Source organism: Bradyrhizobium aeschynomenes, assembly GCF_013178945.1.
Taxonomy (GTDB): Bacteria; Pseudomonadota; Alphaproteobacteria; order Rhizobiales; family Xanthobacteraceae; genus Bradyrhizobium; species Bradyrhizobium aeschynomenes.
Window position 1 is genome coordinate 12,495 of sequence record NZ_JABFDM010000009.1, and the last position, 14,584, is coordinate 27,078.

13 protein-coding genes are annotated in these 14,584 nt (G+C 63.1%); 9 read left to right on the top strand and 4 right to left on the bottom strand.

Annotation, left to right across the window (positions count from 1 at the left end):
- Nucleotides 1–55: 55 nt before the first annotated feature.
- Both HL666_RS34295 and HL666_RS23960 read right to left on the bottom strand, forming a co-directional pair.
- Nucleotides 56–2,344, bottom strand: a complete 2,289-nt coding sequence (locus HL666_RS34295; protein ID WP_246741618.1) for an ATP-binding protein — start codon at nucleotides 2,342–2,344, stop codon at nucleotides 56–58.
- A 73-nt stretch (nucleotides 2,345–2,417) separates the two neighbouring features.
- A complete protein-coding gene (locus HL666_RS23960) occupies nucleotides 2,418–3,017 on the bottom strand; it encodes a DUF4145 domain-containing protein (protein WP_172183975.1) in 600 nt (199 codons plus the stop codon).
- A gap of 749 nt (nucleotides 3,018–3,766) precedes the next feature.
- On the opposite strand from HL666_RS23960, the gene HL666_RS23970 reads away from it, so the two are divergent.
- Nucleotides 3,767–4,453: a transposase gene (locus HL666_RS23970; protein ID WP_172183977.1), complete on the top strand. Its 687-nt coding sequence runs from the start codon at nucleotides 3,767–3,769 to the stop codon at nucleotides 4,451–4,453.
- Between the two features lie 220 nt (nucleotides 4,454–4,673).
- Nucleotides 4,674–4,859: a hypothetical protein gene (locus tag HL666_RS23975; protein ID WP_172110182.1), complete on the top strand. Its 186-nt coding sequence runs from the start codon at nucleotides 4,674–4,676 to the stop codon at nucleotides 4,857–4,859.
- Between the two features lie 121 nt (nucleotides 4,860–4,980).
- On the opposite strand, the gene HL666_RS23980 is transcribed toward HL666_RS23975, so the two are convergent.
- Nucleotides 4,981–5,391 carry a flagellar basal body rod protein FlgC gene (locus HL666_RS23980; protein WP_172110181.1) on the bottom strand — a complete coding sequence of 137 codons (411 nt, stop codon included), beginning with the start codon at nucleotides 5,389–5,391 and terminating at the stop codon, nucleotides 4,981–4,983.
- A gap of 244 nt (nucleotides 5,392–5,635) precedes the next feature.
- Between HL666_RS23980 and HL666_RS23985 the strand changes: the two genes are divergently transcribed.
- Nucleotides 5,636–7,264 carry a Y4lR C-terminal helical domain-containing protein gene (locus tag HL666_RS23985; protein WP_172183979.1) on the top strand — a complete coding sequence of 543 codons (1,629 nt, stop codon included), beginning with the start codon at nucleotides 5,636–5,638 and terminating at the stop codon, nucleotides 7,262–7,264.
- Here the strand turns inward: HL666_RS23985 and HL666_RS23990 are convergent.
- A complete protein-coding gene (locus tag HL666_RS23990; RefSeq protein WP_172110179.1) occupies nucleotides 7,246–7,557 on the bottom strand; it encodes a hypothetical protein in 312 nt (103 codons plus the stop codon). The two genes, HL666_RS23985 and HL666_RS23990, sit on opposite strands and share 19 nt — an antisense overlap.
- Nucleotides 7,558–7,877: 320 nt before the next feature.
- Here HL666_RS23990 and HL666_RS23995 point away from each other — a divergent pair, with 320 nt between their 5' ends.
- From HL666_RS23995 to HL666_RS24020, 6 genes are all read left to right on the top strand, one after another.
- Nucleotides 7,878–8,828 (top strand): sugar-binding transcriptional regulator, encoded by a 951-nt coding sequence (locus tag HL666_RS23995; RefSeq protein ID WP_172183981.1) that lies wholly within the window; start codon nucleotides 7,878–7,880, stop codon nucleotides 8,826–8,828.
- A gap of 383 nt (nucleotides 8,829–9,211) precedes the next feature.
- On the top strand, nucleotides 9,212–10,501 hold the full coding sequence (locus tag HL666_RS24000) for an ABC transporter substrate-binding protein (protein WP_172133838.1): 1,290 nt from the start codon (nucleotides 9,212–9,214) through the stop codon (nucleotides 10,499–10,501).
- 529 nt (nucleotides 10,502–11,030) lie between these two features.
- Nucleotides 11,031–11,903 carry a carbohydrate ABC transporter permease gene (locus HL666_RS24005; protein WP_172183983.1) on the top strand — a complete coding sequence of 291 codons (873 nt, stop codon included), beginning with the start codon at nucleotides 11,031–11,033 and terminating at the stop codon, nucleotides 11,901–11,903.
- Between the two features lie 4 nt (nucleotides 11,904–11,907).
- The gene (locus tag HL666_RS24010; protein ID WP_172110176.1) at nucleotides 11,908–12,738 is read left to right on the top strand and encodes a carbohydrate ABC transporter permease; all 831 of its coding nucleotides are present in this window, start codon (nucleotides 11,908–11,910) and stop codon (nucleotides 12,736–12,738) included.
- Nucleotides 12,739–12,752: 14 nt separating this feature from the next.
- The gene (locus tag HL666_RS24015) at nucleotides 12,753–13,760 is read left to right on the top strand and encodes an ABC transporter ATP-binding protein (RefSeq protein WP_172183985.1); all 1,008 of its coding nucleotides are present in this window, start codon (nucleotides 12,753–12,755) and stop codon (nucleotides 13,758–13,760) included.
- Between the two features lie 47 nt (nucleotides 13,761–13,807).
- Nucleotides 13,808–14,581: an SDR family NAD(P)-dependent oxidoreductase gene (locus HL666_RS24020; protein ID WP_172110174.1), complete on the top strand. Its 774-nt coding sequence runs from the start codon at nucleotides 13,808–13,810 to the stop codon at nucleotides 14,579–14,581.
- The last annotated feature ends 3 nt before the right edge of the window (nucleotides 14,582–14,584 follow it).

The following is a 14,584-nucleotide window of genomic DNA, read 5'->3' on the forward strand; positions in this document are numbered from 1 at the left end:
CGCGTAATCTTTGGGCTCGGCCTTTGCACCGTGCCGGGATAGTTCCCAGAAGGCCTCATTCTGATTTCTTCAACGATGAAAACATGGACTGCAGGTCCGAATTGGAAAAACCTCCGCTCGAGGTCGAAGGTCGAGCCAGGGGCTCCGATCGCAATGTTGGCTGGTAGTACTCCTCTTCTTGTCGCTCCATATCTTGGTACCGTTGAATCGCATCAATTCGTTCTTCGAACTCCCGCTTCTTGAAATAATCCACCGATGTAGATGTGTGTGTCTCGATTTTATGAATGTGTTCCAGCCATTCCCCGATGACTTGTTCGGGATCTTCGCCACTGCGGATTTTACCGACATCAAGTATATCGACGCTCTCCGCGACAGCCCGATCGAAATGATCAAAGAACTGGTCTGGCATTTCAATTTTGGACGACCCGAGGTTCGATGCGAGCGTCGCAAGCTCCTCAAGCTCCATGGCGTACTCGCGATCGGAAGAGACTAACTTGTATATCTGTAAGCGAAGGTATCTAGCGTAGGCTTGCGCGTGCGGCAGGTGGCTAAATCGGCCGTGGGAGAGCATGTCAACTAGGGCAGGCAGATCCGCTTCATTGGTCCAAAAATGCTTGCGAGACTTCATTCGACGCAGTTGCGCGCAGTAGGTGTCGCGGTCGGCCGCCGCCAAGATCAAATCTCCCACTAGATTGGCGAGTTCATGCAGTGGGAGCCGTCCTTCGACCCGTCCTTCGATTAAAGATATAAGGACGCCGTCCGCAACTTTTGCGCGAATTAGAGCTGAAAGATTCTTGCCCGTTTTTTTCCAAAGCGAGGTCGCTGTAGCCACAGTCGGCACACATCGCGCAAGTGTCGAGAGGATGGTGTCGTCGGCGGTCTCACGCGACAGGTAGTCTTGAACGGATGGATTGATGAAATTAGCCGTACCGTCGTCGACCACAACAAAAGATGATTTCACTTCGCGCAGCGAATCTTCGAACATCGACACGCGCATCGCTTGTTTCGCGATCTCACCGAACTCGACTATCGATCTGTCGAAGAAAACTCGCAGCTGATCCAATCTGACGCCCGGCTTCGGCCAGCGCTCCTGCTCGGCGAAATACATGCAGTACAATAAAATACGGGCCTTTGGGCTGATGTGTTGCCTGAAGGCCTTTTCCCAGATTTTATCTGGATTTTCCAAGGTGTGTAGGAAAACCTTCGGATAGTCGATCGGCGCCACCCCGCGCTGCCTGACCTCGTCGGTCATCCATTGAATAATGCGCGGCATGTAATTTCGATGGTCCACGATCTGACGGACAACGTCGCCCACTAAAAGAGCCTGTATGGCGGCTTGATCGATGCCCGAATGGTAAAGGTGGTTGTAGAGGATTCTCGCCTTCAGTTCTCTGGTATAGGTCGATAGGTCCAATACGATTTCCGCAACGTCGACTGCCGTGTCGTCTAGGGCCTCTGAGAGCGCTTTAGCCGCCTGCAGGATGTAAGACCGTGTCGTGAGAACAAATCGTTTTCTCTTGTCCTTGCGCACCATAGACATGAAGCGAACGATTTTGCTGTCATCGCGCGCTAGCGCCGCGGGATCGAGCCTAATCTTTCCCAAGAAGTCGTCGAAGACGAACACCTGCCGATGCTCGGACTGGAATGCGCGGAAGCCATCTTCGATTGAGGAGATCGAAACAAGTTCCCAGCTGCTTTCGCTGTACTCGGCCGCTAAAATTTGTGCCAAGGTCGTCTTACCGACTCCCGGCGGCCCTGAAATGATCAGGCAGCGGGTCGCCCTAAGGATCTCAGCAGATTTGCTGAGGCTCGGATTGACGACAAATACTTTTAGGATTCGCTCTATCTCGTCGTACGTAGCCTCTGTGAAAATGGCGATATCATTCTTGAGCAATCTGTCCAGGACCGCAGCGCTGGACAGCCACAGCTTTATGTTTCTCTTTTCGACCTCTCCGTGCTTGGCCAAATAGGCATTCAGCTCGGTGCGACCCCAGATGTTTGCCGCGATCACCGAGGGGTGCCCCAAAAGTTGAACGAGCTTACCCTTCCGCGCGGAAGTAAGCGTTTGCGAGGTCATAAGATAGTATTCTGCTGGGTTGAGCGCAGCGACCTTGGCCGTCTCGCTCCTGACCGCCTTTTGAAGGTCAGACCATGTACTTTGTTTATAGTGCTTAGCTTGAAGGATAATGTCGCCGTTTGCTCGGCTATGTCGGCCGTCCACTCCGCCGTCCGTCCCTTCAGAGAACCTTTCGAACCTGAGGCCAGTTTCCGCTGATACGAGGTCCACACAAAGTCCTTCGAATTCTATCGGGGACAAGTTGGCGAAATCGTATCGATCTGGCATCAGCAACGGACTCCAGTCGGCGGTTCGGTGTTCTTAAGGTCTGAAGGCCAGCGTCAGGTATACATAAAATGCTTCACTTGGTTTGAGTGTCCACTGTGTTTGATCTGATCTGCTCCAAAACGCGATCGAGAATATTCTGGAGGGTTTTGATCTGACCTATTAGTTCTATCGCCTCACCCGAAGTCATGTTTCTGTCGTCTGTCGCATGCGCAGCCATATTTCTGGCCTGTCGGACGCTTTGGAAAAGCGTTACCACCGTCTCAGACACAAATCCCTGATCTGCAAGCTTGTTGAGCACCTCATTTAGAGTGCGGTGAGGTCTCTTGTCGGGCAATATCTCGCGAATCTGAAGCAGTATCCTTTCGACGGTCTTGTATTCTTGAAGCACAGCCGCCTCAGGAAATGTTTTGGCGAGTTGAGCGAGTGTCGGGTCTAAGTGATCGTTCATTGTGCTTGCCAATGCGCCGCCTTGCTCTAGCTCGACAGCTTCTCCGGCTCGCTGGACTTCCTGAACCTGCGTCGCCAGCTCGACGTTTAGACCGGCTCCGCCGATTTTTCTAACCTGATAGAGCAGATGTTGCAGTTGCTTCCTAAAAATCAAAACGATGGTCACGGCAGCAATTGGCCAAGCCAGTGATCTAACAATGCTAGACGTAAACTGAAGGCGGTCCATTTCTGTTCTCGTCAAATAGATCTCTGCAGAGAGCTGGATTTCTGGATAGGCATTGTGATCGCGTCCAAAATTTACATTCTAACGGAGGAAATGCAAACAACAGGAGCGGATATTGGCTATGGTGTACAAAATTTCGCCGCTCACTAGTTGTCCCGTATTGCAATACGATCGACAGGGCATTGGTGGATGGGTCGGAGTGCGGGCCGGTCGCATGGCACCGCGAGTAAATTTCGCACGACCGCTTCGCGCGAAAACGCACTGCTGCTTGAGCAGGCTCTTTCCGAATCGGCAGGTGCGGTGCAGAACCATCGTGATGGCGGCTGGGAATTACGGTGACAGTGCACTTAATTGACTTCCTTCTTCGGTGCGCGCAGGATGGCGCATGTCTCGCCTTGCCCGTGTCGTCATCCCCGGCCTGCCGCACCACGTGACCCAGCGTGGCAACGGACGTGCGCGGACGTTCTTTGGCGACGACGATTATGCGCTCTATCGCGACCTGCTCGCGACCCGTTGCCGGGCGGCTGATGTCGCCGTGTGGGCGTGGTGCCTGACGCCGAACCACGTGCATCTGATCCTGTGCCGTCGGATGCCGATGGCCTGCGCCGGGCCCTGTCACGCGTGCATCGCGCCTATGCCGGCATCGTCCAGGCGCGCCGCAACCGCAGCGGCCATTTCTGGCAGGGGCGGTTCGGAATTACGGTGACAGTGCACTTAATTGACATCCCTCTTCGGTGCGCGCAGGATGGCGCATGGCTCGCCTTGCCCGTGTCGTCATCCCCGGCCTGCCGCACCACGTGACCCAGCGTGGCAACGGACGTGCGCGGACGTTCTTCGGCGACGACGATTATGCGCTCTATCGCGACCTGCTCGCGACCCGTTGCCGGGCGGCTGATGTCGCCGTGTGGGCGTGGTGCCTGATGCCGAACCACGTGCATCTGATCCTGGTGCCGTCGGATGCCGATGGCCTGCGCCGGGCCCTGTCACGCGTGCATCGCGCCTATGCCGGCATCGTCCAGGCGCGCCGCAAGCGCAGCGGCCATTTCTGGCAGGGGCGGTTCGGCGCCGTTGCGATGGACGAGGCGCATCTCGCCGCGGCGTTGCGCTATGTCAGCCTCAACCCGGTGCGGGCGCGGCTGGTCACCCGCGCCCAGGACTGGGCCTGGTCGAGCACGCGCGCGCATCTGCGTGGCCGCGACGATGGTGTGACCGCGCGCGAGCCGGTGAAGGCGATGTTCCCGGACATTGCGGGGCTCCTGGGCGGCGGCCTGGACGACGAGGAGGCTCTGTTGGCCCGCCTTCGCGCCGCCGAGAGCATCGGCCGGCCGATCGGTAGCGACCGCTTCCTCAGCCGCATCGAGAAGATGACCGGTCGCGTGCTCAAGCCGGCCAAGCGCGGGCCGAAGCCGGCCGAAGAGGATGATCGGGAACGGGCTTGAAGGTAGCGCGCGAATTTAGTGCACTGTCACCGTAACATCCGTAACATCAGCAGCATGCGGCGGTCGCGCCGCAGGTGCTCGCGGCGCCGCAGCAGCAGACCGGCTGAGCCCGTGCAGCTCGCGATCATCGGATCGGCATGCTAGGCTCGCGGCGGGGTGTGCATCGCGGCTGGTCATCCATCCCAGGCGCTGCTGCATTGAGGGACGATCTGGAGGTCCCATGTTCGTCGACCTGCCCGGCTATTGGCCTGGTGATCCGAAGCCGGAGCCGCCGAAGCGGCGGCTGTCGCCGCGCGGCGAGCGGCTGCTGCTCGCGCTGCTCGGCTTCAACATGATCCTGCTCGTGGTGGCGCCGGTCGGCGGCGCGACGCTGATCCACTGGCTGATTGCGGTGCTCGCGCGCTGAGCCGCGCCCCGAGGCGGGGCGTGCGGCGATGGATCTGCGGCCGTTGTCCGGCCGCTATGCGGTTCGAGGTTTGCGAGGATCGCGTCGCGCGCGTCATCGTTGGCCGACCGGGGTGTGAAGATCACACCTTCATGTCGATCACGGTGCGGCTCATCTCGTCGCTCACCTTCAGCACGCGGGCATTGGCGGCGAAGCTGTATTTGGCGACGAGCTGGCTGATCATCTCCTGCGCGAGGTCGACATTGGGCGCGGCGACGAGGCCGTCCTTGTTGGCGAACGGCGCGGAGGGATCGTAGCTCGCGGAGGTCCCGGAGCTCGAACGGGTGATGGTCGTCTGCGTACCGCCGCCGGCGACGTCGCTCTGCACCAGCTCGAGCGGCACATAGGCCTTCGGCGCGCCGGCCGGCAGCGTGCCGTCGGCATTGGGCAGCGCGCCCGTGCTCCGGGCATTGGCGACGTTCGAGGCGGACACTTCGAGCCGCCGCGAGGCCGCATTCATGCCGGAGACTGCGATGGTGGCGGTGGGGCTCATGGCGCGCTTGCTGACGAGGACGATGCGGCAGCTAAGCCCGGGGCCTGCGAAGCAAGCGTCAAGACCTGTGATGGCATTCGAATGACCGGGGCAAGGCTTCGTTCACCATGGTCCGTCTCCGTCCGCTCATGGCGGTCCGCCCCGCGGAGGCGATCAGCCGCGGCATCTTCACGGGGGATTGCGTCCGGAGGCGCTTACGATCGGTCGTCTTTCGCGGTAAATTGGGAAGCTGAGGAGAGTTCTGATGGCCAAATCAGGCGCGAAGCCGGCCGGTCTCGACGATCATGCCAGGAAGCTCGCGGCCGGGTTTGCCAAGGGGCGGCTGCCGCAGCCGACGCCGGAGCTCGAGCGCTTCCTGCTGACCCATTCCACCGAGATCTCCGCGGCGGCCGAGGGCGTGTGCCGCCACATGCCGCCGGCCGGCGACGACGAAGCGCTCGGCATCGGCTATCTGTTCATGCTGCAGATGCTGCTCTCCGGCCTGAACGAGCGGGCGAAGCGCGGCGCCAAGGATGCGGCTGAGCTGATCGCGCGCTTCCAGTCCGATCTGGCGGCGAAGGCCGAGGCCGGGGAGATCGAGGGCACCTTGCTCGCTTATCTCGGCGGCGCCTTGCAACAGGCCGGAATCGCCGCATCCCCGGAGCTCATCGCAGTCTCTGCCGAACTCGGCGACGAGGAGGAGGACGATGTGCTGCCGGGCGACATCGTCTCGGTGCTCGAAGACATCCTCGAGGCCTGCGACGGCGATCCGTTCCAGATGGTGTCCGCCTTCGCCGAGGGCGCGCATCTGATGCCCGATGATGCCAAGATCGCGCTGGCCACCCATCTGGCGCAGAACGAGCAGGCGGATGCGCGTGCGGCCGCAGTGCTGTTCCTGCAGAACGGCAGCGCGGCGGTGCGCAAAGCCGCGGCGGCGGCGCTGCTGGAGCAGGCTTCGACATTGTCGCCCGTCGACCTCCGCCGTGTGATCGCGATGCGCAACTGGCGGCCGGAGCGCGAGCGCGCCGGCGTCGACGCGATCATCCAGAAGGCCCGTGCGGCCGGCGTGGACTGTGCGCCCTGGGCAAAGGGCGCGGTCGACAAGCTCAAGTCCAGTGCAACCGACGGCGCCGGCACGCAGCTGTTGCTGGCGGTGTCACCCGTCGACCGCAAGACGCAGCGGATCATGACGATCTTCACCCGCGACGGCATCTCCGAGGCGATGACCAGCGATCCGCAACCGCGCGAGGCGGTCAAGGAGATCATGGCGGGCCTCGCGGCGCATGGGCCGCTGCTGGACGTCAGCCGGGCCTTCGTCGACCGCATGGTCGGTCACCATCTCGGGCTGACCGTCGCGCGTGGCGAGGTGCCGCCGGCGGGGCTGTTGCAGGTCGCCGAGACGATCGGCGGCGCCGAATGGCAGCCGGCCCAGATCGATTCTCGCGAACTCCTGAACGAGCTGATCGCCGATCTGCCTGACGATCTGCGCGCGCCCGAAGACGTCGCGATGGCCCTGGCCGACAGCGGCGACATCGTCGAGCTCGACGGCATCGAGGATTCCTGGTTCGAGGACGATGCCGAGTTGGAGCAGAAGGTGAAGAGCGCCAGCCGCCGGGCGCGTGAGGCGCTGCCCGCCAAGCTTTTGCAGAACGACGGCGCCATCGGCGCGCAGCGGGCGCGCTGGGCGGAGCTGTTCGTGATGACGGCGCTGTGGATGCGCGAGGGGGCGCGCGACGAATGGCTCGGCTGGGCCGATCTCGCCGTGATCGCGCGCGCCGTGCTCGATGGGCATGACCTCAGGGAGATCGGGCTGATGCGCAACATCGCCGAGCGGACGGTGGCGTGCCTGGCGCGGGAGGACGATGACGACGAGCTTCAGGACGATCCGTTCTGATCATCATGCAGGAGCGACAGGGCGCCGGCGACCTCGCCGGCCCGGGAGACCAGCACATATTCGCCCCGCGCGGCGCGGACGCCGGCCGTGATCACCACCGCCCGCTTCGGGCACAGGCCGAAGCAGCTGGTCATGATGGTGCGCGCGGGCTTGCCGCGCGCCGGGGCCGCGCGCTTCATCGCCCGCTTGATCTCCTTCCCGATGTCCTTCGCATCATCGCTGCGCTTCAGGCATTTGCGGCAGACGAAGACGGGAGCAGGGCGAGGCGGCCGGACGATGCGAGATGAAGCCATGGCTTCCAGCTAGGCGGCCGTGCAGCGCTCCACATCCCCCTGATGACGCGCAGCCGATGTGCGGCAGGCGAGGTTCCCGCCATCCATGGCTGTTTCCAGAATTCAGTGCCGGAGAGCGATCATCAGTCCTCCCGAGTGGGGCGAGGCATGCGAGCTATTGCCCATCGTCAGAGCATATGATCTTGTCGGACGGGTGCACGGCAGGCTCGCCTGGGGATGGTGGTGGTGCGTCCGTTCCCGAGGCCCCGACCGCCATGTCATAATGCGCGCTACGCTCGTGTGCGCGGGTGAGGATGTCTGGAAGGAGACCGCTCGGCGTCATGGCGGCCAGCGACAGCGACAAATCCCGGCTCGACGACGCCGCCCGCGCCGGCTGGCTGTATTTCATCGCGGGTCATACCCAGGACGAGATCGCCCGGATGCTGCAGGTGTCGCGCGCCTCGGCGCAGCGGCTGGTGTCGCTGTGCCTCGCCGAGCGGCTGATCACCTTCCGGCTCGAGCACCCGATCGCGTCCTGCATGGCGCTCGCCGGCCGGCTGAAGGAACGGTTTACGCTGGTGCATAGCGAGGTGGTGCCGACCGATCCGGCGGCGCCGACGGGCGCCGCGGGAATTGCCGAGCGCTGCGCCAACCTGCTGGAGACGGCGTTGCGCGCCGAGACGCCCGTGATCATTGCGCTCGGCACCGGCCGGGCGGTGCGGGCCGCGGTCGAGCGCGTCTCGCCGGTCGATCGGCCCGAGCACCAGATCGTCTCGCTGGTCGGCAACATCCTGGCCGATGGCTCCGCGAGCTTCTTCGACACGGTCGGCCGGCTCGCCGACCGCACCGGCGCGCGGCATTACCCGATGCCGCTGCCGTTCCTGATGGGCAGCGAGGACGAGCGTGACCGCATGGTCCGGCTCGATGCCATCGCCAAGGTCAAGGCGGTCGCCGACAAGGCCGACCTCAAGCTGGTTGGCATCGGCCAGATGGACCAGAAGGCGCAGATGCACGTCGACGGCTTCGTCACCCGCGACGAACTCACCGAGATGATGCGGCTCGGGGCCATCGGCGAGATCACCGGCTGGGCCTACGACGCCAACGGCAGGGTGATTGCCGGCGGCACCAACCGGCGCCTGACCAGCATCCCGCCCGACGTCCCGGCCCGCGCCATGACCATTGCCGCCGCGCTGGGACCGGCGAAGATCCCGGCGATCCGCGCTGCGCTGACCGGCCGGCTGATCAATGGCCTGATCACCGACGAGGCCACGGCGCGCGCCATCCTGGCTTGACGTCGCCCAACTCTCTCCTCTCGTCATTCCGGGGCATTCGCGCCAGCGAATGAGCCCGGAATCCATAACCCCACGCCGACGTTCCGAGACGAGATGCCCACGACAAGCGTGCCCCGCATTCCTCCTGTGGGTATGGGTTCCGGGCTCGCGCTTGCGCGCGCCCCGGAACGACGCATGGCGAGAGAGGTGCCATGTTCGACGGCGCTTCAATCGCATCAATATCTTGTCGCGCCGCACAACCTGTGGGCGCCGGCGCATGCTTGACAAAGCCCGATCAGTGTTGTGAACATAAGCCCAGCCCGTGAGCATATATTCAAGAACCGCGGGAATGGGAGGAGACCGTGAAGACCATCTTCACTCGGACGAGCACGCTTGCCGCCCTGATGGGCGCCGCCGCGCTGCTGACACATGCGCCCGCTCTGGCTGAGACGAGCCTGACGATCGCCACCGTCAACAACGGTGACATGATCCGGATGCAGGGCCTGACCAGCGAGTTCACCAAGGCCAATCCCGACATCTCCGTGAAATGGGTGACGCTGGAAGAGAACGTGCTGCGCCAGCGCGTGACGACGGACATCGCCACCAAGGGCGGTCAGTTCGACATCCTCACCATCGGCACCTACGAGGTGCCGATCTGGGCCAAGAAGAACTGGCTGGTGCCGCTCGACAAGCTCGGCGCGGATTACGACGCCAACGACATCCTGCCGAAGATCAAGGACGCGGTGTCCGTCGACGGCAAGCTCTATGCCGCGCCGTTCTACGGCGAGAGCTCGATGGTGATGTACCGCACCGACCTGTTCGACAAGGCCGGGCTGAAGATGCCGGAGAGCCCGACCTGGGACTTCGTCATCGACGCCGCCAAGAAGCTCACCGACAAGCAGGCCGGCACGTTCGGCATCTGCCTGCGCGGCAAGGCCGGCTGGGGCGAGAACATGGCGTTCCTGACCGCGATGTCGAACTCGTTCGGGGCGCGCTGGTTCGACGAGAAATGGCAGCCGCAGTTCAACACGCCGGAATGGAAGAAGACGCTGTCCACCTATGTCGATCTGATGAAGGAAGCCGGTCCTCCCGGCGCCAGCTCCAACGGCTTCAACGAGAATCTCGCGCTGTTCAATTCCGGCAAATGCGCGATGTGGATCGACGCGACGGTGGCGGCCTCGTTCGTGACCAATCCGAAGGAGTCGAAGGTCGCCGACAAGGTCGGCTTCGCGCTGGCGCCGAACACCGGCCTCGGCAAGAACGCCAACTGGCTGTGGGCGTGGAATCTCGCGATCCCCGCCGGCTCGAAGAAGACCGAAGCGGCCGAGAAGTTCATCGCCTGGGCGACCAGCAAGGACTACACCAAGCTCGTCGCGTCGAAGGACGGCTGGGCCAACGTGCCGCCGGGCACGCGCACCTCGCTCTACAAGAACGAGGAGTACCTGAAGGTCGCGCCGTTCGCGAAGATCACCTTGGCGTCGATCGATGCGGCTGATCCGAGCCATCCGACCGTGAAACCGGTGCCCTATGTCGGCGTGCAATACGCCGCGATTCCCGAATTCCAGGGCATCGGCACCGCGGTGGGACAGCAGTTCTCGGCGGCGCTCGCGGGATCGATGACCGTCGATGCGGCCTTGGCTGCGGCGCAGTCCGCCACCGAACGCGAGATGAAGCGCGCCGGCTACATCAAATAGGTGCGCAAGGTCATCAGCTCGACACGAAACTCCTCCCGAGCTGATCACTGGCGGCCATCCCTCCCCACAAGGGATGGCCGCATTTTTCTCTCCGGTCCAACGCGAGATCCGTAGGGTGGGCAAAGCGAAGCGTGCCCACCATCGAGCGCCGCCGCGACGCCGGTGCCGATGACTGCACCCTCTCCCCTTGTGGGAGAGGGCATGTAGGACAGTGCAACAAGCTCGGTTTGGTGAGGGGTATGCCTCCGACAGAATCGGTCGCCGAGAGAGACCCCTCACCCGACCGCATACGTGGATGGGCCGGTGATGGCCTCTCCCACAAGGGGAGAGGGCGCATTCACGGGCACCGCGCTCGAGCGTCACTATGAGAGTCCAATGTTGCGACAGCGAGCTATCAGTTCGTCATTGCGAGGAGCGGAGCGACGAAGCAATCCCGAGTCCCGCGCACGTCCCAGGAATGCTTCGCTTCGCTCGCAATGACGGCGGTCTTCATCCAGCAAGCAGTTAATCGAGCAGACGGACAGCAGCAATGGCCACCCGACAAACCCAACTGCTCGCCCGGGCGCTGATGTCGCCGGCGGTTATCCTGCTGTTCATCTGGATGATCGTGCCATTGGCACTGACGGTCTACTTCTCGACGCTGCATTACAGCCTGCTCGATCCCGGCTCCGAGAGCTTCGTCGGCCTGGAGAATTTCGAGTACTTCCTCACCGATCCCGCCTTCCTCGCTTCGCTGCAAAACACGCTCGTGCTGGTCGGCTCGGTGCTGCTGCTCACGATCGGCCTCGGCATTCCCCTGGCGATCCTGCTCGACCAGCCTGTCATCGGCCGCAACGTCATCCGCCTGATGGTGATCGCGCCGTTCTTCGTGATGCCGACGGTCAGCGCACTGGTGTGGAAGAACCTGCTGATGCATCCCGTCTCAGGCCTGTTCGCGTGGATCGCGACCTCGCTCGGGATGACGCCGATCGACTGGTTCACCGACGCACCGCTGCTTGCGGTCATCTTCATCGTCGCCTGGCAGTGGCTGCCGTTCGCAACGCTCATTTTGCTGACTGCGCTGCAGTCGCTCGACGAGGAGCAGAAGGAGGCCGCCGAGATGGACGGCGCCGGCGCGCTGTCGCGGTTCATCTACCTGACGCTGCCGCATCTGGCGCGGCCGATCACGGTGGTGATCCTGATCGAGACGATCTTCCTGCTCACCGTGTTCGCCGAGATCTTCGTCACCACCGGCGGCGGGCCCGGCCTGCAGACCACCAATATCGCCTTCCTGGTCTATTCGCAGGCGCTGATCCAGTTCGACGTCGGCACGGCCTCGGCCGGCGGACTCGTCGCCGTGGTGATCGCCAACATCGTCGCCTTCTTCCTGGTCCGCATCGTCGGCCGCAACCTCGAGGCGTAGCAGCATGGCGCGCAAGGTCACCGGACGTCACGTCGTGATCTCCACCGCCGGCGCCTGGATCGCCGGCTTCGTGATCTTCTTCCCGATCCTGTGGATGGTGCTGGCCAGCTTCAAGACCGAGCTGGAGGCGTTCGCGACGCCGCCCTCGTTCCTGTTCTTCCACTGGACAACCGAGAACTACGTGACCGTGCAGGAGCGCAGCGACTATCTGCACCACGCGCTGAACTCGCTGATCGTCGCCGGCGGCTCGACGCTCATTGCGATGCTGATCGCGATTCCCGCGGCATGGTCGATGGCGTTTTCGCCGACGAAGCGCACCAAGGACATCCTGCTCTGGATGCTCTCGACCAAGATGATGCCGCCGGTCGGCGTGCTCGTGCCGATCTATCTCATCTACAAGAACCTCGGCCTGCTCGATACGCGCACAGGGCTGGTCTTCATCCTGTGCCTCGGCAACCTGCCGATCGTGATCTGGATGCTGTTCACCTATTTCAAGGAGATCCCGAAGGACATCCTCGAAGCCGCGCGGATGGACGGCGCCACGATCGGACGCGAGCTGATCTATGTGCTGACGCCGATGGCAATCCCCGGGCTCGCGTCGACCCTGCTCCTCAACCTGATCCTCGCCTGGAACGAGGCGTTCTGGACCTTGAACCTCTCGACGCTGGAGGCGGCGCCGCTGACGACCTTCATCGCCTCCTATTCGAGCCCGGAAGGCCTGTTCTGGGCGCGGCTGTCGGCGGCCTCGACGCTCGCGATCGCGCCGATCCTGATCATCGGCTGGTTCAGCCAGAAGCAGCTCGTGCGCGGGCTGACCTTCGGCGCAGTGAAATAACGAAAGGGCTGATCATGGGACGGATCACGCTGGAAGGTGTGCAGAAATCGTTCGGGCCGGTCCATATCATCAAGGGCGCCGATCTCGACATTCCCGACGGCGCTTTCGTGGTGTTCGTCGGCCCGTCCGGCTGCGGCAAGACCACGCTGCTGCGGCTGATCGCGGGGCTCGAGGATGTCTCCGGCGGACGCATCCTGATCGACGGCAACAACGTCGTCGACGTGCCGCCGGCCAAGCGCGGCCTGTCGATGGTGTTCCAATCCTACGCGCTGTATCCGCATATGAGCGTGCGCGGCAACATCGCGTTCGGCCTGAAGATGGCCGGGCTGCCGAAGGCCGAGATCAACCGGAAGGTCGAGGCCGCCGCGGCGACGTTGAACCTCACGCCCTATCTCGACCGCAAGCCGCGCGAACTCTCCGGCGGCCAGCGCCAGCGCGTCGCGATCGGCCGCGCCATCGTCCGTGAGCCCAAGGCATTCCTGTTCGACGAGCCTTTGTCCAATCTCGATGCCGCGCTGCGCGTCCAGATGCGGCTCGAGGTGACGCGGTTGCAGAAGCAGCTCGGCACCACCGCCATCTACGTGACGCATGACCAGGTCGAAGCCATGACCATGGCCGACAAGATCGTCGTGCTGAACGCCGGACGCATCGAGCAATATGGCTCGCCGATCGAACTCTATCAGCGGCCCGCCAACCTGTTCGTCGCCGGCTTCATCGGCTCGCCGAAGATGAACCTCATCACCGGTGCGGAAGCCGACAAGCACAACGCAACCACGATCGGCGTGCGGCCCGAGCACATCGGGATCGTCGAGGCCGGCAACGAGGGCTGGTCCGGCAAGGTCGTGATCGCCGAGCATCTCGGCAGCGACACGTTTCTTTATGTCGATGCCGGCGCACTCGGCACGTTGACGGTGCGCGTGGTCGGCGAGAAGCGGCTCAACGCCGGCGATGCCGTGATGCTGCGGCCGGAGCCGAGCCGGATCTATCGCTTCGATGCCAACGGCAATTCGATGTTCGCATGAGAGGTGACGTCCCCTCCGGACGTCAATGACAACAACGGACCACGACCATGTATCTCGAAAGATTCAAGCTGAACGGGAAGACCGCTCTGGTCACCGGCGGAGGCCAGGGCATTGGCCTCGCCTGCGTCGAGGCGCTGGCGGAGGCGGGCGCCCGTGTCGTGATCGCCGATCGCGATGCCAAGGTGGCGGCGGATGCGCAGGCGGCGATGAAGGCCAAGGGGTTCGACACTGAGACGGCGCTGATGGACGTGACCAATTCTGCCCAGGTGGCGCAGACCGCCGACGATCTCGTGGCGCGGCACGGCAAGGTCGACATCCTCGTCAACAATGCGGGCATCGCCCGCAGCGAAACGCCGGCCGAGACCGTCACCGACGAGCACTGGCTCAACGTGCTCGACGTCAATCTCAACGGCACCTTCTGGTGCTGCCGTGCGTTCGGCAAGCACATGCTCCAGGCCAAGAGCGGCACCATCGTCAACATCGGCTCGATGTCCGGCTTCATCGTCAACAAGCCGCAGGAGCAGTGCTTCTACAACGCCTCCAAGGCTGCGGTGCACCATCTCACCAAGTCGCTGGCGGCGGAATGGGGCGCGCGCGGCATCCGCGTCAACGCGGTGGCGCCGACCTATATCGAGACGCCGCTCAATGCCTTCGTGAAGAGCAACCCGCGCATGTACGACGCCTGGATCGGCGGAACCCCGATGGGCCGGATGGGGCAGGTCGAGGAGATCGCCTCGGTGGTGCTGTTCCTCGCCTCGGAGGCCGCAAGTTTGATGACCGGGAGCGTCGTCGTTGTCGATGGCGGCTACACTTGCTGGTAAGCT